20 protein-coding genes are annotated in these 26,167 nt (G+C 64.1%); 5 read left to right on the top strand and 15 right to left on the bottom strand.

The genetic code is table 11. From position 1 onward, the window contains the following. Window positions 1-7: 7 nt before the first annotated feature. The 3 genes from HMPREF2550_RS05120 to HMPREF2550_RS05130 are packed head-to-tail and all read right to left on the bottom strand — an operon-like array spanning window position 8 to window position 2,898. A complete protein-coding gene (locus tag HMPREF2550_RS05120) occupies window positions 8-658 on the bottom strand; it encodes a response regulator transcription factor (protein WP_070790087.1) in 651 nt (216 codons plus the stop codon). Further along, entirely contained in the window at window positions 655-1,722 is a 1,068-nt protein-coding gene (locus HMPREF2550_RS05125; RefSeq protein ID WP_141760525.1) for a sensor histidine kinase, read from the bottom strand. Before HMPREF2550_RS05125 ends, HMPREF2550_RS05120 begins: the two co-directional genes overlap by 4 nt. A 27-nt stretch (window positions 1,723-1,749) precedes the next feature. Further along, window positions 1,750-2,898 carry an ATP-binding protein gene (locus HMPREF2550_RS05130; RefSeq protein ID WP_070763396.1) on the bottom strand — a complete coding sequence of 383 codons (1,149 nt, stop codon included), beginning with the start codon at window positions 2,896-2,898 and terminating at the stop codon, window positions 1,750-1,752. Window positions 2,899-2,965: 67 nt separating this feature from the next. Between HMPREF2550_RS05130 and menE the strand changes: the two genes are divergently transcribed. Together menE and HMPREF2550_RS05140 are read left to right on the top strand one after the other, a co-directional pair. After that, on the top strand, window positions 2,966-4,114 hold the full coding sequence (gene menE, locus HMPREF2550_RS05135; RefSeq protein WP_083319780.1) for an o-succinylbenzoate--CoA ligase: 1,149 nt from the start codon (window positions 2,966-2,968) through the stop codon (window positions 4,112-4,114). An 82-nt stretch (window positions 4,115-4,196) separates the two neighbouring features. Beyond that, window positions 4,197-4,910 carry a hypothetical protein gene (locus HMPREF2550_RS05140; protein WP_070763397.1) on the top strand — a complete coding sequence of 238 codons (714 nt, stop codon included), beginning with the start codon at window positions 4,197-4,199 and terminating at the stop codon, window positions 4,908-4,910. A gap of 7 nt (window positions 4,911-4,917) precedes the next feature. Here HMPREF2550_RS05140 and HMPREF2550_RS05145 read toward each other — a convergent pair whose 3' ends face one another. The 3 genes from HMPREF2550_RS05145 to HMPREF2550_RS05160 form a co-directional block, all read right to left on the bottom strand. Continuing rightward, window positions 4,918-8,097, bottom strand: coding sequence for an alkaline phosphatase (locus tag HMPREF2550_RS05145; RefSeq protein ID WP_070790090.1), 3,180 nt, complete (start codon window positions 8,095-8,097; stop codon window positions 4,918-4,920). Between the two features lie 179 nt (window positions 8,098-8,276). Next, complete coding sequence (locus HMPREF2550_RS05150; protein ID WP_083319781.1) at window positions 8,277-14,819, bottom strand: G5 domain-containing protein; 6,543 nt, start codon at window positions 14,817-14,819, stop codon at window positions 8,277-8,279. A 267-nt stretch (window positions 14,820-15,086) separates the two neighbouring features. Continuing rightward, window positions 15,087-15,962 (bottom strand): glycosyltransferase, encoded by an 876-nt coding sequence (locus HMPREF2550_RS05160; RefSeq protein ID WP_070790096.1) that lies wholly within the window; start codon window positions 15,960-15,962, stop codon window positions 15,087-15,089. Window positions 15,963-16,010: 48 nt separating this feature from the next. On the opposite strand from HMPREF2550_RS05160, the gene HMPREF2550_RS05165 reads away from it, so the two are divergent. Beyond that, complete coding sequence (locus HMPREF2550_RS05165; RefSeq protein ID WP_070790097.1) at window positions 16,011-16,988, top strand: 1,4-dihydroxy-2-naphthoate polyprenyltransferase; 978 nt, start codon at window positions 16,011-16,013, stop codon at window positions 16,986-16,988. On the opposite strand, the gene HMPREF2550_RS05170 is transcribed toward HMPREF2550_RS05165, so the two are convergent. The 3 genes from HMPREF2550_RS05170 to HMPREF2550_RS05180 form a co-directional block, all read right to left on the bottom strand. Beyond that, window positions 16,927-18,078 carry an HNH endonuclease signature motif containing protein gene (locus HMPREF2550_RS05170; RefSeq protein WP_070790099.1) on the bottom strand — a complete coding sequence of 384 codons (1,152 nt, stop codon included), beginning with the start codon at window positions 18,076-18,078 and terminating at the stop codon, window positions 16,927-16,929. The two genes, HMPREF2550_RS05165 and HMPREF2550_RS05170, sit on opposite strands and share 62 nt — an antisense overlap. 545 nt (window positions 18,079-18,623) lie before the next feature. Beyond that, window positions 18,624-18,947 carry a hypothetical protein gene (locus HMPREF2550_RS05175; protein WP_070790101.1) on the bottom strand — a complete coding sequence of 108 codons (324 nt, stop codon included), beginning with the start codon at window positions 18,945-18,947 and terminating at the stop codon, window positions 18,624-18,626. Then, window positions 18,941-19,468 (bottom strand): hypothetical protein, encoded by a 528-nt coding sequence (locus HMPREF2550_RS05180; protein ID WP_070790103.1) that lies wholly within the window; start codon window positions 19,466-19,468, stop codon window positions 18,941-18,943. Before HMPREF2550_RS05180 ends, HMPREF2550_RS05175 begins: the two co-directional genes overlap by 7 nt. Window positions 19,469-19,554: 86 nt before the next feature. Between HMPREF2550_RS05180 and HMPREF2550_RS05185 the strand changes: the two genes are divergently transcribed. After that, a complete protein-coding gene (locus tag HMPREF2550_RS05185) occupies window positions 19,555-20,469 on the top strand; it encodes an AEC family transporter (RefSeq protein WP_070790105.1) in 915 nt (304 codons plus the stop codon). Window positions 20,470-20,485: 16 nt separating this feature from the next. Here HMPREF2550_RS05185 and HMPREF2550_RS05190 read toward each other — a convergent pair whose 3' ends face one another. Next, complete coding sequence (locus HMPREF2550_RS05190) at window positions 20,486-20,794, bottom strand: DUF4229 domain-containing protein (RefSeq protein ID WP_070790106.1); 309 nt, start codon at window positions 20,792-20,794, stop codon at window positions 20,486-20,488. A gap of 39 nt (window positions 20,795-20,833) precedes the next feature. On the opposite strand from HMPREF2550_RS05190, the gene HMPREF2550_RS05195 reads away from it, so the two are divergent. Then, window positions 20,834-21,091, top strand: a complete 258-nt coding sequence (locus HMPREF2550_RS05195) for a hypothetical protein (protein WP_070790107.1) — start codon at window positions 20,834-20,836, stop codon at window positions 21,089-21,091. Between the two features lie 6 nt (window positions 21,092-21,097). On the opposite strand, the gene galE is transcribed toward HMPREF2550_RS05195, so the two are convergent. Genes galE through HMPREF2550_RS05220 form a run of 5 tightly spaced genes read right to left on the bottom strand, consistent with a single transcriptional unit; the run spans window position 21,098 to window position 26,160 of the window. Then, window positions 21,098-22,078 (bottom strand): UDP-glucose 4-epimerase GalE, encoded by a 981-nt coding sequence (gene galE / locus HMPREF2550_RS05200; protein WP_070790109.1) that lies wholly within the window; start codon window positions 22,076-22,078, stop codon window positions 21,098-21,100. 13 nt (window positions 22,079-22,091) lie between these two features. Further along, a complete protein-coding gene (gene ccsB, locus HMPREF2550_RS05205) occupies window positions 22,092-23,126 on the bottom strand; it encodes a c-type cytochrome biogenesis protein CcsB (RefSeq protein WP_070790110.1) in 1,035 nt (344 codons plus the stop codon). 39 nt (window positions 23,127-23,165) lie between these two features. Then, window positions 23,166-24,794, bottom strand: coding sequence for a cytochrome c biogenesis protein ResB (locus HMPREF2550_RS05210; RefSeq protein ID WP_070790113.1), 1,629 nt, complete (start codon window positions 24,792-24,794; stop codon window positions 23,166-23,168). Then, a complete protein-coding gene (locus HMPREF2550_RS05215) occupies window positions 24,795-25,613 on the bottom strand; it encodes a cytochrome c biogenesis CcdA family protein (protein WP_070790115.1) in 819 nt (272 codons plus the stop codon). Beyond that, window positions 25,576-26,160 (bottom strand): TlpA family protein disulfide reductase, encoded by a 585-nt coding sequence (locus HMPREF2550_RS05220; protein WP_070763425.1) that lies wholly within the window; start codon window positions 26,158-26,160, stop codon window positions 25,576-25,578. The genes HMPREF2550_RS05215 and HMPREF2550_RS05220 overlap by 38 nt, the downstream gene beginning before the upstream one ends. Window positions 26,161-26,167: the final 7 nt, after the last annotated feature.

Below are 26,167 nucleotides of genomic sequence, written 5' to 3' on the forward strand. Positions count from 1 at the left end.
GCGGAACTTAGCTCCTCCCGTGGGAGGAGATGCCGGCACGCTGCGCGATGAGCACCAGCGCGATCCGGTCGCGCGCGTCCAGTTTGGAAAGCAGGCTGGACACGTGTGTTTTCACCGTCGTCTCCGCGATATACAGCTGCTGCGCGATCTCGGCGTTGGTCGCCCCGCGGCCGATCTCGGCCAGGACTTCGATCTCGCGGGCGGTCAGCCCGTCGAGCTGCGCCCGGGCCGGCGGCTCGCCCGCCCCATCGCGCGCCCACTGCATCACACGCCCCGTCACCCCGCTGGCCAGGACGGACTCTCCGCGCGCGACGGTGCGGACCGCGTCCGCGAGCACCTCCGGGTCAGCGTCTTTGAGCAGGAAGCCCTGGACGCCGGCGGCGATGGCGGACTGGATCAGCGCGTCGTCGTCAAACGTGGTCAGCATCATCACACGCGTGCCCAGGGGCAGGATTTCCGACGCCGCCGCGATCCCGTCGAGCACCGGCATGCGAATATCCATCACCGCCACGTCGATGCGGTGCGCCCGCGCCTGCTCCACCGCCTGCGCCCCGTCCTTGGCTGTGGCAACCACCTCCATATCCGGCTGCGTGGAGAGGATGGTGGACAGGGCGGAGAGGAGGAGCGGTTGATCGTCGGCAAGCAAGATGCGAATCATCGGCCCAGCTCCGCGCGCACAATAAAGGTGTTTCCGTGCTGCATGGTCTCAAGCGTGCCACCTGCGCTTGCCGCGCGCTCGCGGCACCCCTCTAAGCCCGTGCCGGTGCCGGGGCGAGGGCGGATCGGCCCGGTCGAGGTGATGGTCACGGTGCACCGCTGCCCCGCATCGACTCGCACGCGCACCTCCGGGTCCTGTTGGTGGCGCGCGGCATTGGTCACGGCTTCGGCGACGATGCGGTAAGCAGCCACGCTGCTCACGGCAGGGACCTGCGGCAGGGTGCCCTCAAGCGACACGCCCACCCCCGCCTCCCGGAAGCGGCGAATAAGCTCCGGCAGCTCATCCACGCCAGCGGTCGGCGAGAGCACCACGCCGTCGTCACGCAGGCCCCGGACAAGCTGCCGCATGTCCGCAAGCGCAGCACCCGCCTCCTCACTGATCTGCGTCAGCGTTTCGCGCTCGTTGCCCGCCGCGAGCCCCGCGTTGGCCTGCACTTTGATCAGGGTGAGCGTGTGCCCCAGAAGGTCGTGCACATCGCCGGCGATAGCCAGCCGCTCAGCTTCGCGCGCCTTCTGCAGCCGCTCCCGCCTGGCCCGATCCTCCTGCGCCAGATTCGCCGCCACCAAATACGCCACCGCGCACACCGCCCAATGCGCCGCGAGCGTGAGCCCCCAGTCGATCCCGCGCCGGTAGAACAGGACGAGGCTCTCGTCCCACGTCCACATAAACGGCGAAGCAAAGGACCACGCCATCGCCGCGGCAAGCACACCGTAAGCGAAGCGCCCGCCCGCAAACCTCCGCGCGACGAACACTGCGACCGGCACCGCGATGACCCACACCGTGTAGCCCAGGTTGATCGGCGCGAGCATCCACACCGCAGACCAGGCCATGTTCAGGGCAATCATGCTTGCCGACGCCCACCTCGCCCGCGCCCGCAACACCCCGAACGCCGCCACGAAACCCCAGGACAACAAAGCTTGCGCCCACCCGAACACGTCGCTCGGGTCCGCACACGCGCCGGCGGTGTATACGAGCGCCAGCACTGCGGCAGGTGCGGCGAGCACTGCGTCGACCGTACGCCACCGCACCGCTCACAGCCCCCGGACGAACTCGGCGAAGCCCGGCGCGGTGAACTCCAGGTAACCGTAGCTAGAGGTATCGATGAGCCCCTTGTCCAGCAGGGAGCGTCGCGCCATACTCAGATCGTTGGAGTCCCGCCCCATTGCCTCGGCGATCGCGCTGCGCTTGACGGGGCCGTCTCCGACAGCCTCACCAGTGGCAGCCATGGCGCGCAACATCCGCGCTTCCGCGGGTGTGGCCTTCTTCCAGCGGGCGCGGAAGAAGGTCTGGCGCATCTGGTTGAAACCCTCGCCCGCCGCTTCCACCTGCGGCACTTCCAGCACGGTGCCGGGGCCGGGGAAGCCGGCGGCGCGCCATGCCTCATCACCGATCACCTGCATGAAGTAGGGGTAGCCGCCCGCGAACCCGAGTGCCGCCTCGAGTGCGTCGGCGGACCAGCGGACCCCCTTCGCCGCGGCGAGGCTATCCAGCGCGTTACTCGCCTGCGCGCGGGTGAGGTTGTGCAGGTGCTGGTAGCCGAAGCGCTCGGCGAAGCTTACTGCGTCTGTCACCACGTCCTGGGTGTGGCTCAGGCCTGCGGTGTAGGCGGCCATGGGCAGGTCGCGCTGCTCGGACTGCATGTGTTGCCAGGCGTAGGCGAGCGCTTTGATGCCGTCGGCGTCCGCGCTCTGGATCTCGTCGATAAACAGCACGAGGCCGCGGGAGCGTTGTCGCGCCGCTTCACCTGCGGCGGCAAGCAGTTTCTGCAGCCGGCGGCCTTGGCTGCCCGTCTCCGGGCTCGTGCGCGGGGCCGCCCCGCTCACGGAGACGCCGGCAACCTCGACTTTTGCGGATTTGATGAGGGTACGCAGGGCGTCGACAAGCGAGCCCTGCCAGGTGCTGGAGATCTCTTCTAGTGCTTCCACGAGCGCTCCAAGCAGCGGCCCGTCGCCCGCGGTGACCCAGAGCGTGTCGAAGCCCTTGGCCGCGGCGTCGGCTTGCGCGGCGCGCAGCAGGCTCGTTTTGCCCACGCCGCGCGGGCCGGCGAAGACTTGGATGCGGCCGACCAAGCGCGGCTCGACGATGATGAAGGCGAGGTCGCGGCGGATGTCTTCAAGGATCTGCTCGCGGCCGAAGACTTCGGGCGCGATTTCGCCTGGGGTGTACGGGCTGGGCTGCATGCCACCTTTATACCTCTTTATGACTCGCCGAGTCATAAAGATCCATAAGCACTGCTAGGCTATTTCCGTGACCAAGCGCCTTGAGATCCTGCCCGTCGACCCCGCGAACCCGCTGGCCATCATGCCCGCGCTCGAGGAAGCGCTGACCGGCCAGCGCGCGCTTTTGCCCGTGCCCGCCGACGACCCGGCGCGTGCGGACCTGCTGCGCAACACGCAGGGCATAGGCCAGCCTATCGACGATGACGTAGCCCTCGTCGTCGCCACCTCCGGGTCCACGGGCCGCCCGAAGGGCGCGATGCTTTCGCCTACGAACCTCATTTCCAGCGCGGACGCGACCCACCAGGCACTCGGCGGCCAGGGTCAGTGGCTGCTTTCCATGCCCGCCGCCTACATCGCGGGCATCCAGGTGCTGGTGCGCAGCATGGTCGCCGGCGTCGAGCCCGCCTACCTGGATCTTTCCCACGGCTTCAGCATCAACCAGTTCGCCGAGCGCGCCGAGGAGCTCGCGGCGACCGGCGAGCGCTGCTACACCGCGCTGTCGCCCCACCAGCTGGCCAAGGCCACTTCGAGCCTGCAGAGCATCGATGCTTTACGACGCTTCACCGCCGTCCTCGTCGGCGGCGCCGCCACCAACCCCCGCCTCCTCGACTCCGCGCGCAAGCTGCGTATCAACGTGGTGACCACCTACGGCTCCTCGGAGACTGCGGGCGGCTGCGTCTACGACGGCGTGCCCATCGCGGGCGCGCGCGTACGCGTTGACGGCGGCCGCATTATCCTTGGCGGCCCGATGGTGGCCAAGGGCTACCGCGGCCGCGTGGAGCCGAACCCCTTTACCACTGACGCCGACGGCCGGCAGTGGTTCACCACCTCGGACGCCGGCCGCATCGATGGCGGCACCCTTACCGTTGAGGGCCGCCTGGACAACGTGATTTCCTCCGGTGGCTTCAAGCTGCAACCGGAGGTGCTCGAGCACTTCCTGCTCGCCCAGCCCGGCGTGACCGGTGCCTGCGTCGTCGGCGTGCCCGATGAGCGCTTCGGCCAGCGTATCTGCGCCGCTTACACCGGCTCCGCGTCAGTCGCCGAACTCATGGATGCCTTCGAGGACCTGCCACGCTGGCAGGTGCCAAAAGAGCTGCGCCCCATCCCCGCACTCCCCCAGCTCGGCCCGGGCAAGGTGGATCGCGCCGCGGTGGCGGAGCTGTTCGGCGGGAACTAGTCTCCGACGTTTACGCTCTCGCAACACGGGGTCCTGCACACTTTGGGTTGTACATACCCATCCCTCACACAAGGAGGACACCATGAAACGTCTCACCGCTTGCGTCGCCGCATCCGCGATCGCGCTTTCCGCGTTCGCCGCACCCGCCCACGCCGCAACCGTCGCCCAGAAGGACAAGGACGGCACCTGTGCGGTCAGCCTCACTGCCGGCGAGAAGCAGTTCATCTCCACGCTTTTCGACGAGTCCAAGGCCATCGGCGAGCACGAGCAAGCCCGCGATCTCGTCGCCGCAGTTGAGTCCGTCTACCCCGGCGTCATCGCAGAAAACGAGAAGGCGCTCAAGGGCGAGGAGGCAGACCTGACCAAGGTGCTTCCCGCCCAGCTCGCTGAGAAGTACGCAAGCGCGCAGAAAACGCTCAAGGAAACCGAACCGACGACGGAGCGCACACTGGAGGACATCAACACGGACTCCTGGCACGTCGGCCCCGAGACGAAGCCTGTCGAACTGCCCTTCGCCGTAGCGAAGAGCGATGCCAAGCTGTACGACGCTTGGTCCGCCACGCCTGCCGGGAAAGTCGCTGTGAAGCAGATGCAGCTTAGCGACGCCGACGTCGCCGCTGCCGCAGCCTGCGCCAAGGGCACCCAGGCAAATGTGGAATACCCCACCGCGAAGCCGGATCTGAACGTTCCAGCCATCATCGGTGGGGTCGTCGCAGCGCTGTTGGCGCTGCTCGGGCTGCTTGCCCTGCCACAGCTCGGCCTGAAGCTGCCGAAGCTGCCGATGCTGGGCAAGTAAGTAGCGCTTAGAACTCGGCGATCGGGCCGAGCACCCTATCTACCTGCTGCGGCAGCAGCAGGGCGATCAGGGACAGCAGGCCCGCCAGGCCCGCGATGGTCAGCACGGCGATCAGCCACGGCGACTCGGCAGAGGAGCCAGTGGTGGTACCCGGCTGCTCGTCGACCTGCTTCATCTTGTTCTCGAAGGTGAGGTCGTGGTTAATCGGGTCGATACCGAGCGCGTTCAGGCTGGCGAAGAAGAGGTCAGTCTGGTCGATCTGGCCGGTCAGGTTGGCCGCACCCGGGCCGGAAGCTGCGACGCGCAGCTGGGCACCGGTGTGCTGTTGGCCGCCGAGGGCGTCCTCGTCCTCGTTGGTCTTAGAGGTGGCGAAGTTGACCGCCATGGTGGAGCCTTCGACCGTGGTCAGCTGGGTCACGCGGCCAGCGGTGTTGCTGTCCTCGTAGGTGATCTGCGCGGTGTGCGCGTGATCTGCGGTCGCGACGATGAGGGTTTCCTCACCGGTCTTGTCCGCCCACTGCTGCACGGCCTGGACGGCCTCGTCGAGCTGGCCGACCTCGCCGATCAGGCCGCAGGCGTCTGCGTCGTGGTCGGCCTTGTCCGGGGAGGCGGACTCGACCTGGAGCAGGAAGCCCTTGTCATTCTGCAGCAGCTCCAGCGCCTTGGTGGTCATGTCCGCCAGACGCGGGGTCTCCGCGGTGAACTCCGGGTTTGCCACACACGTCGCCGGAGCCATGTCGCCGCCGTCGGTGGTCGGGATGGACTGGTTCAGCGTACGCGGCATGTTGCCCTCGGAGAACAGGCCCAGCACCGGCTTTTCTGCGTCTGCCTTGTCAACGGCGTTGAGCTCGGAAAGATTGGTCGCGACCTGGTAGCCGTTGTCCTTCGCGTTCTCCAGCACCGTCTTGCCTGCGGTCCAGGTGTTGCCGTCCTCGCCCCACTGGCCGCCCTGCACGACCTCGGTGTTGAAGTACTTCATGCCGCCGCCGAGAGTGACGTCGGCGCGCAGGTCGACGATCTGCTCCGAGATGGAGCCGAGGCCGCCGTTCTCGCGTAGCTGCTCGCCCTGCGCCACCTTCTTATCACCGGACGGCGCGTAGTAGGAGCGATCAAGCGCGTGTGCGGCAAAGGCCGCCGGGGTGGCGTCCTGGATCTCCGCAGTGGAGACGTTACCGATCTTCATGCCCTTCGCCTTGGCCAGCTCGCCGAGGGTAGCAACCGGCTTGCCCTTGCTATCGACGCCAATCGCGCCGTTGTAGGCCTTCACGCCAGAGTTCCAGGCGGTGCCGGTCGCGGCGGAATCCGGGACGTAGTTCGGCAGGCCGGTCTCCTTGTCCAGGGAGAAGGTGGTCAGGTAGCCGGTGTAGTCCAGGTTGTCCAGGCCGTCGAAGCGGCCCGCAGAACCCTTCAGGTAGTTGCGGGCGGCAGTGATTTCGGAGTCGCCCGTGCCGTCGCCAATCAGCAGCACAACGTTCTTCGCCTTCGCGTTATCGATGCCCTGACCGGCGGTGCCGAACTGGGCGCAGTCGCCGACCTTCGGTGCGGCACCTTCAGAGACGAGGTAGCACAGCTGGTCGCCCGGCTTCGCCTTGGAGCGGGTAGCCAGCGACATGACCTTGTTACCCTTGTTGATCTCCCACGGATCCTGACCGCCCTCGGTGCCGCCGTTGAGGCCGAGCGCGTTCGCCATGACGTAGAAAGCGTCAGTCTGGTCGAGCTGACCGTTGACGTTCTCGGAGCCCGGGCCGAAGCCAGCGATGCGCACCTGGGTGCCGGTGTGCATCATCGACTTGGTCTCCAGCTCGCCGCTTTCATTGATGGACCACGGCTGGGTGCCGAAGCCGACGGACATCACCGCGCCGCCATCCTTCTGCGACTTCAGACGGGTCACTGCGGATACCGACGGACGGCCGTCCGGCACGATCTCTGCGGTGTGCGCGTGGTCAGCCGTGACCACGATGAGCGTGTTCTTGTCCTTCTTGGCAAAGTCGAGGGCTTCCTTGATGACCTCGTCGATCTGCTCGGTCTCACCGATCATGCCGCAGGCGTCAGCGGCGTGGTCCGCCTTGTCGATGGAGGCAGACTCCACCTGGAGGAAGAAGCCCTTGTCGGACGAGGGGTCGTCGAGAAGCTCGATTGCCTTCTTCGTCATCTCCGCTGCCGTAGGCTCGTTACCGGTGTCCTGCGGGGTGCAGGTCTCCGGCTCCTTGTCGGTGGCGTTGCCCGGGACGGTCTGCTCGTAGCGGCGGGTCATGTTGCCGTCGTTGAACAGGCCGAGGACCGGCGCGTCCTGGTTAGCCACGGTGACCGCGTCGAGGCCAGCCTTGTCATCAACGATGGTGTAGCCCTTGGCCTCCGCGTTCTCGCGCACAGTCTTGCCGGCTTCCCACTCCGCGCCGCCGTCGTGCTTCTCGGTGAGGAAGGGGTTACGGTTCTCGCCGCCCGCCTGCACCTCGGTGTCGAAGTACTTGCGGCCGCCGCCAAGGGTGAGGTCCGCGCGGGTGTCGATGATCTGCTCGGAGATCGAGCCCAGGCCGCCGTTCTCACGCGCCTCCTTGCCTTGCACGACCTTCTTCTCGCCCGACGGCGCGTAGTAGCCGCGCTGGGAAATGTGCGAGTGCATCGCGCCCGGCGTGGCGTCCTGGATCTCGGCGGTGGAGACGTTGCCGGTGCGCATGCCGGCGTTCTTCGCCATCTCAATCAGGTTCTCGTGCGGTGTGCCCGCCGCGTCGACAGAAAGCGCACCGTTGTAGGTCTTCGTCCCGGTGGACCAGCCGGTGGCGGACGCCGCGGAGTCGGTCACGTACTGGCGCTTGCCCTCCTGGGAGACGGCGAAGGTGGTGTACGCACCCGAAGCCGTCAGCTCGTCCAGGCCCTCGAAGCGGCCGTTCGCACCCTTGAGGTAGTTACGCGCTGCGGTGATCTCCTGGTGGCCCATGCCATCGCCCAGGATGAAGATCACGTTGCGGGCCTGGGCGTCGGTGTTGCCCTGCCCGCCCTTGCCAAACTGGGTGCAATCCCCCGGCTGCGGGACGTGCACCAGGTTGCCTTTAGCATCAAGGGTCACACAGGACTCTTTGCCGTTAAAGTTCTGCTCCGCCGGCGCGGCGGAAGCTGTGGGGAGACTCGCCAGAGCCAGCGCGGAAGCGCTGACCACGGCGGTCAGGGTTTTAAACGGAATACGCATGTGGGGTTCCTTCACATGAAAAGCCAAGAAAAGTGGATGGTTGTTCAACCGCCACACACCATAAATCCAGCAAATTTCCAATACGGAAAACCCAGATGAACTTTAGGTGACTACAAAAACGTAATTAAGGGCGCTACCCGAGTAGCCGGGTAGCGCCCTTTACTTGTGCTTAGCGCGGATTACTTCTGCTCGGAAGAGCCTTCCTTTTCAGAAGAGGTCTTTCCCTCCGCGGAGGAGCCCAACACGGTCAAGCCGTTGTCAAAGCCCTCCTCGCGGCAGGCCTGCGCAATGAGCACGCCCGTCAGGCTGAGCGCGGCGATGGCGCCGAGCGCGATACCCAGCGGCTGCAGCTGCTCACCGTAGCCAGCGAACTGACGGTTGACGGCGTTCGCCTGCGCCTGCAGTTCGCGCATCCACTCAGGCTGCTCGAAGTTGTGGCCGTGGCCACCGCGGCCAAAGCTGTTGTCCGGCAGGGAGTCCTGCACGCGGCGGTTGAGCTGGCCAACTGCCTGCTGAATCTGCGGGCCGAACGCCTCGTTCACGCCGTAGCCAACGCCGGCCAGCAGGCCGATCGGCAGCAGCCACAGGATCGGGCTGTTCGCTGCAAACGCGTTAGCGACGCAGCGCTTCGCCTTCTCAGACGAGCTCTTGGACGGATCCTGCGGATCAGCCGGAACGTTCGGCTCCGTCGGCTCCGTCTTCTTCGTGCCTACCTTGATGATGAGCTTCTGCGCAGGAACCTCGACGACGCTGCCGTCCTCTCGGTGGATACGCTCACCAGGCTTACCTGGCTGCACAACCTCGTGCTTACCCGACTCCAGGTTCGGATCCTCTACAACCTCGTAGTCGTAGGCAAGCTCTTCGGTCCAGCTGGTGCCCTTCGGCGGCTTGCTGCCAACGCGGACAACGCGCTCGACCGGCTGCTCCACCAGTTCGGCGACAGGCTTGCCATCAACAACCTTGATGACATACTTGCCGTCCTTACCTGCAACGTCCTCGACCTCTTCACCCGGCTCCAGGTTCGGATCGAACACAACCCGGGTGGTGTAACGGACATCGATCTCAATGCCGCCCTCAGGAACCGGCGTCGGATCCTCCGGCTCGCCCTCAGGCTTCTTCGTACCGATGAGGATAACGTGATCCTGCTTCTCAATCAGGGTCTCTTCCGAACCATCGGCCTTGTGGTGTACCAGACCCGGCTTGCCCTCCTGCTCGACCTTGTGCTGGCCAGCCTCGAGTGTCGGATCGAGCTTGACCTTCACATCGAACGGGATCCGCTCATTCCACTCAACACTATCCGCCGGCTTGGTGCCGACGCGGACGATCCGCTGGATCGGTTCCTTCGTCGTCTTTACAGAAGGCTCACCATTTTCGACGGTCACCTCGACCTTGCCGTTTTCACCCTCCTGCTCCACGATCTCCTCGCCCGGCTTGAGCGTCTCGTCGTAGATGATCCTCGTGGTGAACGGCAGCTCGACCTCCTTCGGCGGCAGCGACGGACCTGGCGTCGGATCCTCCGGCTGATCCGGTTCATCAGTCGGCGGCGTCGGCTCGTCGGTTGGCGGAGTCGTCGGCGGCGTTGGCTGTTCCGGCTCGTCGGTAGGCGGAGTCGTCGGCGGAGTCGGCTGTTCCGGCTCATCGGTCGGCGGCGTCGGCTGCTCAACCTTCTTGGTGCCGATGCGGATCACCGCGTCTTTCGGCTCCTTGGTGCGCTCAGTCTTCACCACCGGATCACCGGACGGCTTGCCGCTGACAAGCTTCTGCGTGGTGGTCACAACCTCCTCGCCGAACTCGCCGTGCTCGACAACCTGCTTGCCCTCTTCGAGGTTCGGGTCCTCGATGACCTTGGTCTCGAAGTCAACCGAACGGGTCGTCTTGGACACCAGCTCGTTGTCCTCGAGGCCCGGACCGTACTCGACGATCCGCGGAGTCGGCTCAGTACGAGACGATTGCTCGGTCTTTGCAGCTTCACCGCTGGTACCCGTGAAGGAGGCCGTATAGGTTGCCTCGCCGTCCTTACCTTCCTGGACGACCCGCACCTCGCCCGGAGCGAGGTCCGGGTTCGCATGCAGCTCGGTCGGGTACGGGATCGGCTCCTTCCACTCCACCTTGTCGGACGCAGTTGCCTGCTTGGTACCGACCTTGATCACCTTGGTGACCGGCTCAGTGCTGGTCGTCTCGCCACGCGTGGCCTCGACAACCTTGCTGTTCTCAATCTTCTGGGTGATCTTGGTGATCTGCTCACCGGGCTTGCCCTCGGTGACAACCTTGTACTCGCCGGCAGGGATCTCCGGGTCGTACTCAATCCGGGAGTCGAACGGGATCGGCAACTTCTCTTCCAGCTCGTACGTGCCATCGGTCATGGAACCGACACGGACGATCTGCTTCTTCGGCGCCTTCGTCTCCTCGATGGTGATGGTCGGCTCGCCGACAGGCTTGCCGTTCTCGACCTTCTGGGTAGAGGGGATCAGCTCTTCGCCGTTCTCCCCCTCCTGCTCAATCTTTGTCTGCCCGACCGGCACCGTGTTATCCACGATGAACTCGGTCTCGAACGCAACCTCGCGGGTCTTCGTCGACGTCAGCGTCTGGTCCTCGAGGGTCGGACCGTACTCGATGATCTGGTTGACCGGGGCCTTGGTCTGCTTCTCCTCCGGCTTCACCGTTGCTTCATCGCCCTTGGAGGTGAAGTCCGCGGTGTAGGTCTTCTCGCCCGGGACGCCCGTCTGGACAACCTTGATCTCACCCGGCTTCAGTGCCGGGTTCGGGCGGGTTTCAACCTCAAACGGGACCGGCGCCTTCCACTCGACCTTCTTGGAGCTCTCGGACGGCTTGGTGCCGATGACGATGACCTCGTTGACCGGATCCTTCGTCCGATCCCACTCACGGGTCTCCCCGTTCAGCTTCTCTTCACCAAGCTCGCCCTTGGTCTCAACCTTGTACTCGCCGGCAGGGATTTCGTCGGAGTACTTGTACTCAACCTTGAACGGCACCTCGCGCGTCAGCACATCTTCAACGTTGACCACGGCCTTGGCGTTGTCCTTCGAGCCGTCCTCGTAGGTCACGATGACCGGAACATCGATCTTGTCGCCAGCCTTAGCGGTTGCCGGCGCGGTGGAGATGACGTTGCCCTTGTCATCCAGGCCAACGAGCCAGTCACCGTTCGCCGTCTTGACCTTGTAGGTCGGGTTGCCGAATTCGTTCTTCTCACCCGTCGCCTCGAGGCCCTTGCCCTTCGGGTTGATCGTGTAAGGGGTATCCGGGTGCAGATTGATCTCCGCAGGCTTTTCGACGCCAATCGGCGACGTCGCCGTACCACCCGGGTACACCGTCTGCGACGGAATAACCGGCTCAGACTCCCAGTTGTTGGTCAGCTTCACAATGGTGCTGACGGGGACATCATCCACCGAGCCATCGGGGTAGGTAACGGTGATCTTGTAGTCGTGTTTATCACCCGGTTTCGCGTTGGCAGGCGGGGTCACAGAAATCTCACCGGTATCCGGGTTGATCTCGTAGTCCCACCCGTCAACGGTGGTCTTGGTGATCGGATTGTCACCGTCGACACCAAAGGCGAACTTGGACCCTGCCGGAATGTTGTTTGGCTTGATGGGTCGGTCGACCTTGACACCTGGGCCGGTAACTTCCACGGAGTAATACGGCTCGTTAACGTCCTTCTGCTCCTCGATCACCTTGAACGGTGCGAACACAGTCTCCTGGGAACCGTCCAGGTACGTAACCTCCACAGGAACCTGGATGCCGTCGCCAGCCTTCGCGTCCGCCGGCGGGGTCGCCGTCACGATGCCGGATTCATCGACCTTGACAGTCCAGCCCTCGACAGTGCCAGGTGCGCTGAAACGCTTCGACTTATCTTCGGCCAGGTCGCGCTCCGGAACCTTGGTGTCATCCAAAATCGGGGAAGCCTTCTCGACGCCAGGCTTCGTGGTCTTCAGCTCATACTTCGGCTCGTAGATCTGGCGGTGCTTACCCTTGGCCACGACGGTGGCGATGGTGAAGTCCCGCGAACCATCCTTGTAGGTCACACGAACTGGAATATCCGCAGAAGAGCCAGGAAGGACGTTAGCTCCAATTGGCGTGGTGATCTCACCCGTGACTGGATCAATCTTCACCTGGTCCCAGGTGAGGTTGCGCGGCGGCGCAATGTAGTCAGGATCCTTCGGGTCAGTCACGAGGGAGAAGCGTGGTTCAGCATTATCATCCAAGTACGTGCGGTCGACCTTACTCGTCACCGTGGTGCCGATATCACCAGTCACCGTCGGGTAAGACGGCTGATTGGCGCGGGCGTATGCGTCAACAACGGTAAAGTCCGCCGGCACGCTTGCCTTGGAGCCGTCAGGGTAAGTGACTTCTACCGGAATGGTGACGGTAGCACCGTTCGGCACGTTTTCACCCGGGGTTGCGGTAACGGTACCGCTCTCATCGATGGAGAACTCCCAATCAGCAGGCCACTGCTTCTTCGGAGGCAGCTTGTATGTGGCCTTCTTCGGATCATCCAACAAGGTCGTGATGTCCGACTTCACCGACTCGCCAGCCTTAGTGAGCTGGGGACGGTAGAAGGCGTTGTCCTCGCCGGAGCCGTCGCCAATAACGCTGATGGTGCCGGTAGCGATCTGCGGGTTCGCGCCACTAGGGTAGTACACCTTCACCGGAACGGTGAGCTGCGCGCCTGGCAGAGCAGACTTCGGGATGGTGGAGGTCAGCTCACCGGTGTTCTCATCGATGGTGACGGTCCAGTCGCCCACCTTGTACTCGGTGGTGCCGTCCTCGAAGGTGTAGCGGTTCGGCTCTTCGTCGGTTTCCTTGCCACCCAGGCCAACCGGGGGCATGACCGGCTGAAGCTTCACTTCCTCCTCGGCCTTGCCGGAGACAGCGGTGTAGTCCGGCACCTTCACGTTGTTGACTACTTGGAAGGAAACATCGACTTCGTCGATCGTGCCATCCGGGTAGGTAGCCCTGATCTTCGGGGTGATCGTCGAGAAGTTCGGCGCGTCCTTCGGGGACTTTGCGGTGACCTTACCGTTTTCATCCACGGTCACCGTCCAGCCCTCCGGCACACCACCCACTACCTCATAAGACGTCGGGGTGAAGGGGCCATAGTCATCAATGACCTTGCCCACAGTCAGCTGTGCTTCGATGTCTTGCCCCGGAACACCCTTCGTGGTGCCTGGGGTCTCGAGCTTGAGCTCCGAAACCTGGGTGTGGTTGTGATCCACCGTCACAAGCAACGGGATGATATCCTGCGAGCCGTTGGAGTAGGTCACAATGACGCGTGGCTGAGCAAAGGTACCAGGAGCTGGGTTCGACGGCGCGGTGACGGTGACCTCATAGGTCTTGGGATCCATCTTGGCGTCCCAGCCTGAGTAGACGTTCTTCTTGTCCAGCTTGACCTCGGCCTCAAAGCCGCCGTCCTCACGCTTCTTCACCAGGTCCGTAATCTTGTCCCCGGCTTCCTTGAACGAGACCACCTGGCGTTCCTTGGTGGGTTTGTTGTCCTCCACGCCGGAGATGATTGCCTGCTGGTCAGGGTCATACTTCGGGTCGTGGAACTGAGTGTCGTCGAAGCTCCATTGGTGTTTGTCAATAAAGTTCGGCTTGTTATAGCGCGTCAGCGAGTTCGAGCTTTCGAAGGCTCCATCATGCCCGAGATACTCATTGTTGCTCTTAGCAGCGTCCTGGAGCTGTGTAACCGTACGCGGCTTGGCGAGCACGTTGAAGCGCATGCCCTGCTGAGCGCTCAGGTTCGTGCCCTTGTACTCCGGCATGGTGTAAAAGATCTCACCGGTCTCCTGGTCGATGCGCACGCTCGACGTGCCGCCACCAGAAGCCACAGTGTCGCTCGTGCCGATGAAGTTACCTTGCGCGTCGTAGGCCTCCACGACCATGCGGGACATGGAGTCATCGGTTCCGCCGCCGGTCACGGCCGGGATGTTGATCTTGCCGACCTTGAGCTCCTCGCCCTTCCTGATGACCAGCTTTTCCTTGGATTCCCACGTGACCGTGATCGGGTTACATTCGATGTTTTCGCTCGGCCACGGGTTCACGAGGGCCGAAAAGGACGCTCCCCTGGTGGCTCTATTTGCTCCGGGGTTTTCCTGCGTATAGTAGCCTTGCCAGGCATAACGTACCGGGTTACCGTCGGTAGCCTCAGCGAACTGCTTGACTTTCGCATCGGTCAGTTCTGCGAAGAGGTTCAGGTTTCGTTGTTGGCCAGAACCGTCAATACGAATTTTTTCGTCGGCCGCATGAGTGACTACCTCGCCTTGAAGAAAGGTCTCGCCAGCCTTCATAGAGGGAACTTGACCACGATCGAGGTACCCACCCATGCGGCCTGAATGGGTAAAGCCCCAATCGGCGAACGTGCGGTCTTTTGAATTGTCAAAGGCGACGCTCAAGCCCCACCGTTTTTTGTCGGGGCTCTCTGCAGCCGGCTCCACGGTGTTCCAGTGGAAACCAGCTTGGCTGCCCTTCCCATCCGTTGAATCGACAACACACGAGCCGGCCGGCAGGTCAGAGGCCTTCTGGGCGTCCTTCTCCACCGCGCCGGACCTCTCGCGGATGCCGCCCGTGTAACTGGATGCAGCGGCAGCGTGCGGCGCCAGCGGCCCCGGGGCGACGACGCTCACGCCGCCAAGGGCGAGGGCGATAATGGATGAGGCTGCGATGCCTGTAGAAGTTGATTTACGAAAACGCCGAGATGATCCGGCCATGGGATACTCCTCAATCAAGCCGCTGAACAGGGCCTGGCAAGCGCGGCTCGTTATCAGTGTTTGGTTATGTACACATCACCTCGCCCGAAGAGTTTTAGCCCAAACAGCTGAGGTGATAGATGACATCACATTTTAGGGGTGCTTTAAGCACAAGTCCAGGAATACGTTTTTGTATCGTCGAGGCGAACACCCCCGCCCATGCCGCCGCTCAGATGCTCAGCGGTCGACAGGTAGGCATTGCCGCGCAGTGCCCCGGTACGCCTGGGGTTAGCGGGCTGGTTCGTTGAGGGACAACGCGGCGTCGATAAGCAGCCTCAAGTCCTCTTGCGCATAGGTGGCGCGCAGCTGGGCGTCATTGCCGCCGCGCAGATTGCCCCGCACAAGCGCCACACCTTGGGAGGCCGGCACCATCGAAAACTCGCGCGGGTGCGGGAAGACCTGGCGCACGTAGTGGCCCGAGCGCAGTGCGCAGCGGTTGAGCCAGATGTCGTCGGCGTGCGGGGCGCACTTCAAAAAAGCAGTGCCCTGCGCCGCGACTGCGTCGACCATCGCCGACGGGTAGGCCACCCCCGATACCCCGGTGGCGAAGTGGCGCGGGTCCGGATCCGTATCCTGCACCGATTTCCACTGTCTATAGGGGGCCAAGCGGCCGTCGTGCAGCACGATCTCGTGCGCTCGATAGGCCACCACGTTCTTCGGGTCGGCATCGGAGGCGTTGAGCAGCTTTTCCGCGAACCACTTCGGGTACATCATGTCGTCATCCACAGTGATGACGCGGGTGTTTGTTCCCGCGAACTGTTGGAAAGTGCCGTAGTACTTCGTGTGCGGGCCGTAATGCCCGTCCGAGCAGCGCACCTTAAGGCCGTGCTCCACGAGCGCGTGCAGACCCTTCGGCCACTCGCCCTCGTAGTCCTCTTTATCCAGCCACAGGTAGACCGGCAGGCGCTTGGTGCCCACGAGCAGGGAGGAAATCGCCACCACCGCCGACTTCAGGCGCGGCCCGTGGGAAGTCAGCGAGATGACCGTGCTGCCCTCTTGCGGGAAGCGCGCGGGGGACTTGCGCGCAACCACTCGCAGCTGAGGCGCGCGCAGTAGCGCACCTACCCCGCCCAGTGCTTGCCGAAGCGCATAGTCGATCCACATGAGCCAAAACTTTAGCCGACACGAGCAAATCGGGGCATGATGGGAGGCATGACTGACACGACGGGCAATGGAAACGACTCTGCGCAGAATGGTGGCGGCAGTGCCGACGGGACTGCGACTTTTCACGACTGGTGGCAGGCGGCGCGACCCCACACGTGGCCGAACGCTTTCGCGCCCGTCATCGCCGGTACGGGCCTGGCGGCGTACAACGGCGGCATGCACCTGGGCAAGGCCCTGCTGGCGCTGGGAGTTGCGTGGACCCTGATCGTCGGCGTGAACTTTGCCAACGACTACTCCGACGGGGTGCGCGGCACCGATGATGATCGCACCGGCCCCACCCGCATCACCGCCTCCGGGCTGGCGCGCCCGCAGGATGTGAAGCTTGCGGCCTTTGCCTCCTTCTTTGTTGCGGGTGTGCTGGGCGTCATTCTCGCAGTGATGAGCGCGTGGTGGCTCGTACTCATCGGCGCTGCGTGCATCGCTGCGGCCTGGTTCTACACCGGCGGGAAGAAGCCTTACGGCTACTACGGGTTCGGGGAGTTGGCTGTGTTTGTCTTCTTCGGGCTCGTCGCGGTGCTGGGCACGCAATTTACCCAGGCGGGCTGGCTAACTACGGAGGGGTGGCTGGTGGCCATCGCGGTCGGCGCGATATCGGCGTCGGTGAATTTGGCTAACAACATTCGCGATTTGGATTCGGACGCGCTTGCAGGCAAGAACACCCTGGCAGTGCGCATCGGCGAGGTGCGTGCGCGCCGCCTGTTTACCGTGCTGACCCTGACGCCGTTTGCGGTGACGCTGCTTTTGGGCAACTCGCTTGCGCTCGTGGCGTTTGCCGCGCTGCCTTTCGCTGTGTCCTCTATTTTGACCGTGCAACGTCAGCGCGCTCAGGGCAAGGACCTCATCCCGGTGCTGGGCATGAATGGTCGCGCCATGCTGGCGTGGTCCGTCCTGACCGCCGTTGCGCTCACGGTGACGGGGTTACAGCTTTGGGGTTCCGGCATGGTGGTGCCGTACACGACGCACTAGGTGTGCGCCGCTCTTGGCGCTGTCGGTTTTCCTGGCCCTGACAGTCTGCGGCCGCAGACTGTTGGGGCTGTTTTTCGTCCGTACAGGCCGTGCAGGCGGCGTCGCACGTGCGGGGGCTGGGTTTCGGCGGGGCTGTGGGGTGCGCCCGGTTGTAGGCGGTGAAGCGGGTGCCGTCGGCGAAGCGGTAGTGGATGTCGCCGCCCCGCTGCCGGATGTGCACGGAGTTGTTACTCACTAGCGAGTGGCACGACGAGCACAGCGGAAGCAGGTTGTCCATGTTGGTCTCCCCGTTGCGGGACCAGTCTTTGATGTGGTGCATCTGGAGAAAACGGGTATGCGTACATCCGGGCATGGCGCATTGGTGGCCCCAGCTGGCCAGGAGTGCGGCGACCTGGCCGTCAGTGGCGAAGCGCTGTTGGCGGCTCACGTTGAGCGTCAGCCCCTGGCTATCCAGCACGTGGAAGCGGACCATGGCGTTGGCGATGTAGCTTTCCACCGCCGAGGACTTCGCTTGCAGGTTGTTGGGCATCCAGGCCCGGCCGTCCTCGGTGACCATGATGTTCACGTGCGCGCCAGGAGTACGGAGCGGGCTCGAAGGGCTGGTGCGCACCATGTTGATCATGGCGATAAAGGCGGAGTAAAAGTTGCGTGGCTCAGGCGGGCCGAAGCGCGAGGCGTTGTGCTCCCCGTCAAGCGCTTCGGCGGTCGATGTGATGTCCTCCCAGATGCTCTTGCGGTTGGCACCTGGCGGGGCGGTCTTCTTCGCCGGGCAGGCCTCTTCGGTGGCTTCCGCCTGCTTTAGGAGCGCGTCAAGCGCTTCGGGGTCGTCCAACTCTTCGGGTGTCGCGCCGTCAAGACCGTGGTTGGCCAGCTGCGCGAGTTTGAGCGCGGCAAGCAGTTCCTCACCGGTGACGGCTGGCAGGAGGACATCAAGGTGGACCATCCCGTCTTTGCGCTTGTTGAGCCGGAAGTACGGCTCGGTGGGGTCTTTATCATCATTCGACTCCACACCGGCAAGCTTCTGCTGAAGCTCGGAGAAACACATTGCCTCGGCGGCTGCGACGAGTTCGCCCTCGTTCTCCTCATTCATGTAGTTCAACAGCCACCTGACGGTCGTGTAACTAATCCGCGCTTTTTCGAATGACTCATAAAGCATGCGATATTGCCGTATCCCTCTGGCAACGAATACATACTCGAATGCAGTACTGCGGGGGATACGTAGATCACGCATTAACCAAGCGGCGGTAGTTTTCGAACCTAGGCGCGGCGCACACCCCTCCTCGTCGAACTGCCCGACGGCATCAAGCATCCGAGCGCGAGCAACAGTGGAATCATCGTGGTTGACGTGGATATTCTTTGCTAGTTGAGCAGCGAGTTTTTCTTCTTCCGGGGTGACAAGGTCCATGACGGTCTCTCAATTCTGCGGCGCGGCGGTTTGGGTGGGTGGTTTTGCCTTCCGTTATATACATACGCATGTTCGAGCGCAACAGGTAGCGCACGTTGTGATTAAAATGTGACATTCCGCGATTAAGCGCACCACGCGAGTTTGGAATGGCAGATGAGGAACCTCAAAAAGTCTGCGGCCGCAGACTCGCGGACGGCACCGCACCCAAAAACAGTCCGCGGCCGCGGACTTTAAACCCGGCGGGCTCGCACGATCGCGTAGCCCAGCCCAAGCCCGAGCGCGCCGCCAAGCGCCACCAGCACCACGAAGGGCAACGCAGTTGGGTTCATGAATACGAGGATTTCGAGCGCCTGCACCACCGGCGGCACGACACACCACAGCCAATTGACCTTCTCAGAGCGCACCGTGTCCCAGGCGGCGAGCGCCAGTGACAAAAGCGGGTGGCCGAGCAGCAGCACCACGGCCCACCCAGCAGGGCCAAGCAAAGATGACGCCAGCAGCATGGCAGCCGAGACCACGGCGAAGATGCCAAACACAGCCGACTCGGCTAGCACGCCGCGTCGAACTCCTCTTCCGTCCACGTCTGCACACTCCCATCGTAGGCACTTACGCTCAGCACAGTACCAGCTGGCTGCTCCAGGATTTCGCGTTTCGTCGCGCTCGCAGACGCAATTGCCTTCTCCGGGCGGAAGACGCCGTTGCCCCCATCGTCGTCGGGCGCGGGGGTAAGGAGGAGGGCGCGGTTGTCGGGGTACGTGGCGTCGAGAGGCAATTGCTCCGCCCACGGCGCGGGATCGCTCAGGTTCACCCGGATGTGCCCGGACTGTGCTTCGGGGGCGAAGTAGCGGGCGAGGACTTCGTTCGGCTCGTCGTCGACAAGGCCCAGCCTGTCCGCCGCGATATCAAGCTGACTGATGGACTCGCCACACGTCTGCACGTGCGCGATGATCTCGCCTTGCTCGTTGTGGGAGAACCCAGATGCACCGATCACCTCGACGTTGACGTAGTTGCCGCACCCCGCCAGACCAAGCCCCGCCGCAATACTCACGGCCAGCAGCCGCGTGCGCTGATCCATGCTTGCACCTCCTTGACGCATTGCCCAGTAGCGTAGGGAACAATGTTCACGTAATCCTGAACGTGTCGCGAAAGGTTGTTTTTCTCGTGCTGGACGTGTTGACGGGCTTTGCCATCATCTTCGCCGTGATCGGTGTGGGCTTTCTGCTCGCGCAGAAGGGCGTGATTGGCAAGGGCGAGGCGCGCCTGCAGCTCAACCGCATCGCGTTCTGGGCGGCCACCCCGGCGCTCATCTTCTCCAGTGTGGCGACCTCGGATACCTCGGCGTTCGCCTCGCCAGTGGTGGGAGTGATCGCGATTGCTTCGGTAGCCACGATGGCGATCTACTGGGCGCTCAGCGCGCTGTGCTTTCGGCGTAGTGTGGCGGAGACGATGGCGGGGGCGGCCGCATCAAGCTACTACAACTCGGTCAACATCGGCCTGCCGATTGCCACCTACGTGATTGGCGACGCCACCTACGTCGTCCCCGCCCTCGTCCTACAGATGGCGGTGCTCTCCCCCATCATCATCGCGGGACTGAACGCTGAGGGCGGCGGCCTGCGCTCGATCGGCAGCTCCTTTATCGCCGGCCTCACCGCCCCAGTCGTGCTCGCGGCCTTCGCGGGCTTCGCCGTCTCGGCCTCCGGCTGGCAGGTGCCTGAGCCGGTGATGGCGCCGCTGGAGATCCTCGGCGGGGCATCGATCCCGATGATTCTGATGAGCTTCGGTGCCTCGCTCAAGGGAGATGGTGTGCTTTCGCAAGAGCGCTTGCCGACGCTCACCGCCACCACCCTCAAACTCGTCGCCATGCCCGCCCTCGCCCTGCTCGTCGGCAGCCTCATGGGCTTAAACGGCACGCAGCTCTACGCGGCACTCATCCTCTCCGCGCTGCCCACGGCACAAAACGTGTACAACTACACCGCCACCTACCGCGTCGGCGAGACGGTCGCGCGCGACACCGTCTTCCTCACCACGTTCCTCTCGCTGCCGGCGATGCTGGTCATCGCCGCACTTTTCGGCTAACGCTAGTCTGCTAAGACTAGCGCTCAGCGAGCTCGCTGGCGATCCACTCCTTGCGCGCCTTGCGCTGCTCGCGCCACTGGGCGACCGCCTCAGTGGCCTCGATGCGCTGACGCTTGAACACCAGCATGGACAGCGGGAACGCCACGATCAGGGCCAACAGCGCGGACATGATCAGCGGCACTGGAGCGCCGATGAGCAGCGCAGCCCCCTGGATCACCACGGTCAACGCGATGAACAGCCCGAGTCGGCACAGGCCATACACCGCGGCAGCTTTGTTAGCGCGGGAACGGGCGGCGGGGTCGAGCTCGGGGGCTTGTTGTTGCATATACCTAACCCTAGACGGCAACCAAGTATGTTGGAAGTTATGGGAAGGCTACTACTGATCGTGCTCATCGTCGTCGCCATCTACCTGATGTGGCGCGCATTCGGGCCCGGCTCGCAGCAACGCATCGAGCAGGCCCAGCAGCGCCCGCAGATTAAGGGGCCCGACGATGATGAAGACTTCCTCTGGAACATCGAGAAGAACCGTTTCAAAGAGCGCCGCGCCCGCGAGGAAGCGGAACGCAAGCGCCAGGAAGAGGAAGAACGCCGCCGTCGGCGCGAAGAAAACGGCGAAAGCTAGCCCCGACTAGTTCCGCGCGAGCACCTCGGGCAGGCGCTTTGCCCACTCGAGTGAATCGCGCACCCCGTCAGCCACGCTGCGCTCCGCGCGCCAGCCGAGCAGGCGGGCGGCCTTGTCGGTGCGGGTGGCGCAGCCCGCCACGTCGCCGTCGCGCGGCGGGGCGGTGCGCACCTCGAGCGGGGTGCCCGTCGCTTCGCCGACCGCGTCGGCCAGCTCGAACACGGTCGTGCCCTGGCCGGTGCCCAGGTTGATCACCTCGTAGTCGGCAAGCTCTGCCTGAAGCGCCGCGACGTGGGCGCGCGCCAGGTCCCACACATGCACGTAGTCGCGCAGGCCCGAGCCGTCGCGGGTGGGCCACTCAACGCCGGTGACGGTAAAGGGCTCGCCCGCCTGGTAGGCGGAAATCATCTTGCCGAGCGCGTGCGAGGGTGCCGGGTTCTGCAGGCCGGTGCGCAGCTTGGGGTCCGCGCCGATCGGGTTGAAGTAGCGCAGGGACGTGGCTTGGATAAGGCCGGCCGCGGCGGCGTCGGCAAGCACGCGCTCCAGCATCCACTTCGACGCCGCGTACGGGCTGGAGGGGTCGCAGGCGCTGTGCTCGTCGACAAGCAGGCGCTCGTCGGCCGCGTACATCGCCGCGGTAGAGCTGAGCAGGACGCGCTTCACGCCGCGCTCGGCGAGCGCGCGCACGCAGGTCGTCGCCTTGCCCACGTTGTTCTCGTAGTAGTACAGCGGCTTGGCGACGGACTCCGGCACGATAATCTTCGCGGCGCAGTGGACCACGGCCTCGATGTCCGGGTGCTCGTCCATGATGCGGTGCAGCAGCGCCACGTCCGCGATGTCGCCCTCGTAGTGGGCGAAGCGTTCGGCAAAGACGCGCAGGCCGGTGGAGTAGTCATCCAGGATCACCGGGGTCATCCCGTTGTCTTCGCAGCAGGAAGCGATGGTGGAGCCGATAAAACCGGCGCCACCGGTAATGAGGACCTTCATGTAACGCGCCTCCCTAGTTCAGCCCGGCGTAGGAGTGCAGGCCGGCGATCACGGTGTTGACGTACGTCATGTTGAAGATCGTCATCGCCAGGGCAAACACGTTAATCCACGCAGCCTTCGAATTCTTCCAACCCGCGGTTGCGCGCGCGTGCAGGTAGGCGGCGTACAGGATCCAGGTGATCATGGACACGGTTTCCTTCGCGTCCCAGTTCCACGGGCGGCCCCAGGCCACCTCGGCCCAGATCGCGCCGAAGACGATGCCGATGCCAAACAGCGGCAGCGTAATGATCGCCGTCTTGTAGGTGATCTGGTCCAGCGTCTTTGCCGACGGCAACGGGTGCACAATCTTGCCAATGAAGCCGTGCTCCTCACCCTTCGGCTGCCACATGCGCAGCAGGTACAGCAGCGCGAACACACCGGAGACGATACCGACCGAGGCACCGATCGACACCGTGGAGACGTGCACCGGCAGCCAGTAGGACTGCAGCGCCGGCACCACCGGGGCGGCCTTCATGTGGAAGACCGTCGAGTTGAGGAACATCGCCACCACCATCGGGAACAGCAGCCACGGCCAAATCGTGTGCCAGCCCTTGCGCCCGATCACGATCGCGGCAGCCACCATAATCACCGCGGTCATAAACAGGATGTACTCGTACAGGTTGCCCAGCGGGAAGCGCTGCGCCGCGATACCGCGGGTGACAAAAGCCACCAGGTGCAGGGCCACACCGAACCACACCAGGGCCTGCGTCATGCCCGCCCACTTGCGGGCATTCGCTACCCGCGCCTCGTACGCTTCGTCCAGGTCCTGCTCGGAGGGCAGTTGCTTCTCGACGACCGCGGGACCGCCCGCGCCGACCGCGATCCTCTCTTCCGTGCGCTCCTGCGCACGCTCTTGCATGCGCTTCTCGCTGCGCTCACGACGCGCGTCTACGACTGCGAGGACGCGGCCGTAGTACACGCACGACATCAAAAGCGCGACGATGTAAATGATGAATGCAGTGCGAAACGTGAGATCGGACAGCTCCGCCATGGTGGTGTTGACAAGCATGGTTGTCAACTTACCTTATCGACACCTTGTTTTCCAAGGTTATCCGAGGTCATCCACCTCTTCGGGGTCATCTTCCTCCGCTTGTCCAAGGATCTCGGCGGCCAGTTCTCGAAACTCCGGGCCCCACCCGGCGCGGTCGGTGCGCGCAAGACCCGCGATCTCCACGGCGGTGACGCCGCCCGCGGCCGGCGTAAGGCGCACCCAGATGCGACGGCGCTTAATAGTCAGCGAGCCGGCCAGGGCAACCAGCATGATCGTGGAGGCCAAAAGCGCCCACATCTGCGTCGGGTCGCGCGAGATCTGGTAGTTGGCATACTCGGCCGCGCCATCGAAGCGCACCTTCACCCCGCCGTCAATGGTGACTTCCTCGCCCGGGGCGAGGTTGACCCGCTCCACCTTCTGCAGGCGCCCGTCCGCGATGAGCATCTGGTCCAGCACGAAGATATTCTGTGGGCGGCCCGAGTCCAGGCCCGAGTCGCCGCGGTAGATGTCCATCGAGATCGCCGGGTTGTCCATCGCGGGGAAGGCGGAGCCCAGCGTGTCACCGTCTGTGCCACCCCACTGAGCTGTCGGGGCAAAGTTGCCTTCCAGGGCGATCTGGTGCTGGCGACGCTCCTGAAGATCCGGGTACATGCCCGCCGGCGGATCGAAGCGCATCACGCCGGAGGACAGGAAGGTCTGCAAATCGTTCGGGCGGAACTGCATCATCTGCGTGCGCGACTCCCCGTTCGGCCACGTCACCGTCACCTGCGGGGCGAACCCGTGGCCCTGCAGGTAGACGCGGTCGCCGTGGATGCGCAGCGGGTGGTTCACGGCCAAGGTGGTCTCCTGCCAGGACTCCTTCGGCGCGCCCAGATCGTCCGTGTAGATGATGTCGGACCAGAAGCCGTTCGCCTGCCCGTTATTCAGGTACTCGGCGCGGAAGTTTTTAGCATCGATGCAGAAGGGGGTGAGCCCGGTGCCGTCGAAAAGCGGGCCGGCGCGGAAGACGTCGAAGTTGGCGGGCGAGGTATTGCAGAACTCGGTGGACTGCTCCACCGGCACCGCGTACTCCGACTCCGAGTTCGTCACCACAATGACCTGGCCCTCGTAGTAGACCATGCGGCCCGCGGCGAAAGCGACGATCATGCCCACAATCCCGATGTGGAACAGCAGATTCATCAGCTCGCGCGTATACCCGCGCTCCGCCGAGATGGAATAGGTGCCCGCGCGGTCCTGATCCGGCGAGTAGGCGGCCACGTGCCAGCGCTTCAGCAGGCCGCGGACCTTCGCCTCGACCTCCTCGCGGCTGCCGACGACCTCGCCCTCCGCGTGCAGCGGCATGCGGGAGAGGTAGCGCGGGGCGCGGGTGGGCTGGGCGCGGTAGGCGCGCCAGTGGTCGATCGAGCGTGGGATGATGCAGCCGATCAGCGACACCATGAGCAGGGTGACGATGGCGATAAACCAGGTGGAGCTGAAGACGTCGAAAAGCTGCAGGCGATCGTAGATCGGCCCCATCGTCGGATTGGCGTCGAGGTAGTCGTTGACCAGCGACTCGCTCACGTTGCGCTGCGGCAGCAGCGCGCCCGGGATCGAGGCCAGCGAGAGCAGGAAAAGCAGCACGAGTGCCGTGCGCATACTGGTCAGCCAGTGCCACGCTTTGCGCAGCCACGTCCACACTTGCTTCACCTAAATCACCGTCGCTCCATATCCAACGATCCACTGCCTCGACCAGCCGACAAACAGGCCCCACAGGCCCGACACCAGCATGACGCCTACGAGAATCATGAGGATGCCGCCGATGATTTGAATTGCGCGCGAGTGGCGGCGCAGAAAATCGACGCTGCGCACCGCCTGCGCAGACCCCAGCGCCACCAGCACGAACGGCAGGCCCAGCCCCAGGCAATAGGCCACCACCAGCAGCACGCCGCGCGCCGCGGTCATGCCTTCCGTGCCCATCGACACCGAGATGATCGCCCCGAGCGTTGGGCCCAGACACGGTGTCCAACCCAGGGCAAACACCCCGCCGAGCAGCGGCGCGCCAAGCCAGCTGGCTACGCGCTTTGGCTGCATGCGCGTATCGCGCTGCAGGGCCGGGATGGCTCCTAAAAAGACCACGCCCATGAGGATGGTGACCACGCCACCGATGCGCATGAGTAGCTCGGCGTTGAGCGCGATCAGGCTGATCGCCCCGAACACCGACACCGTGGCTAAGAGAAACACCACGGTAAAGCCTGCGACGAAGAGCCCTGCCGCGCCTGCGACTGCCCACTTGCGGGACTGCACCTGCGGGCCGTGCTCATCCATGCGCATCTCGCCGCCGACCACGCTGGTCAAATAGGACATGTAGCCGGGCACCAGCGGGATCACGCACGGCGAGGCGAAAGAGACCAGCCCGGCTGCTGCTGCGGCACACATGCCCAGCAGCAGCGGGCCGCTCGCTACGAGGTCCGCAAACGTCTCGCCCACCTTAAGCGCCGTCCTCCTGCTCGAGCCTGTCCACCACATCCAGCAGATCCTGGGCGGTCACCTCGCGCAAGAACACCGCGGCCGGGCGGTGCTGCGCGTCCAGCACGATCGTGGTGGGGATCACCGAGCTGGGCACGCCGCCGAGGAAGGAGGCGGTCTTAAACGGCGGGTCGTAGATGGAGGGGTACGTCGTGTGGTTATCCGTGAGGAAGTCGCGGGAGATTTCCGGCTGGTAGTCGCGCACGTTGATTCCCAGCACCGTGCCGGTGCCGCGGCGCTCAAGCTCGTCCTGTGTCTCCTGCAGATCGTCCACCTCGGCGCGGCAAGGGGCGCACCACTGGCCCCACGCGTTCAGGATGACGATCTCGCCTTCATAGTCACTTAAGCGGATCTCCTCGCCCGGCTCCCTCAGCGACTCACCGTGGAAGTCCTCCACCGGCTTGCGCTCAGCCTCTTCGTAGAAGATCTCGGTCTGCCCGCCCGGCGAGTGGAACGCAAAGGTCTCCGACCCGCCATCGGACGAGCAGCCGGTGAGCAGCAGCAGTGCCGCCATGGGGGCCGCGAGCAGGCCGAAGCTTCTGCGCATGACGTGA

The sequence above is a fragment of the Corynebacterium sp. HMSC074A01 genome, from assembly GCF_001831515.1.
In the GTDB taxonomy this organism is placed as follows: domain Bacteria; phylum Actinomycetota; class Actinomycetes; order Mycobacteriales; family Mycobacteriaceae; genus Corynebacterium.

Coding starts and splice junctions, on each gene's coding strand:
- HMPREF2550_RS05120 (WP_070790087.1), bottom strand. CDS start 658: ATGATTCGCATCTTGCTTGCCGACGATCAACCGCTCCTCCTCTCCGCC.
- HMPREF2550_RS05130 (WP_070763396.1), bottom strand. CDS start 2,898: ATGCAGCCCAGCCCGTACACCCCAGGCGAAATCGCGCCCGAAGTCTTC.
- HMPREF2550_RS05140 (WP_070763397.1), top strand. CDS start 4,197: ATGAAACGTCTCACCGCTTGCGTCGCCGCATCCGCGATCGCGCTTTCC.
- HMPREF2550_RS05145 (WP_070790090.1), bottom strand. CDS start 8,097: ATGCGTATTCCGTTTAAAACCCTGACCGCCGTGGTCAGCGCTTCCGCG.
- HMPREF2550_RS05150 (WP_083319781.1), bottom strand. CDS start 14,819: ATGGCCGGATCATCTCGGCGTTTTCGTAAATCAACTTCTACAGGCATC.
- HMPREF2550_RS05160 (WP_070790096.1), bottom strand. CDS start 15,962: ATGTGGATCGACTATGCGCTTCGGCAAGCACTGGGCGGGGTAGGTGCG.
- HMPREF2550_RS05165 (WP_070790097.1), top strand. CDS start 16,011: ATGACTGACACGACGGGCAATGGAAACGACTCTGCGCAGAATGGTGGC.
- HMPREF2550_RS05170 (WP_070790099.1), bottom strand. CDS start 18,078: ATGAATGAGGAGAACGAGGGCGAACTCGTCGCAGCCGCCGAGGCAATG.
- HMPREF2550_RS05180 (WP_070790103.1), bottom strand. CDS start 19,468: ATGGATCAGCGCACGCGGCTGCTGGCCGTGAGTATTGCGGCGGGGCTT.
- HMPREF2550_RS05190 (WP_070790106.1), bottom strand. CDS start 20,794: ATGCAACAACAAGCCCCCGAGCTCGACCCCGCCGCCCGTTCCCGCGCT.
- HMPREF2550_RS05195 (WP_070790107.1), top strand. CDS start 20,834: ATGGGAAGGCTACTACTGATCGTGCTCATCGTCGTCGCCATCTACCTG.
- galE (WP_070790109.1), bottom strand. CDS start 22,078: ATGAAGGTCCTCATTACCGGTGGCGCCGGTTTTATCGGCTCCACCATC.
- ccsB (WP_070790110.1), bottom strand. CDS start 23,126: ATGCTTGTCAACACCACCATGGCGGAGCTGTCCGATCTCACGTTTCGC.
- HMPREF2550_RS05215 (WP_070790115.1), bottom strand. CDS start 25,613: ATGTGGTGGACAGGCTCGAGCAGGAGGACGGCGCTTAAGGTGGGCGAG.
- HMPREF2550_RS05220 (WP_070763425.1), bottom strand. CDS start 26,160: ATGCGCAGAAGCTTCGGCCTGCTCGCGGCCCCCATGGCGGCACTGCTG.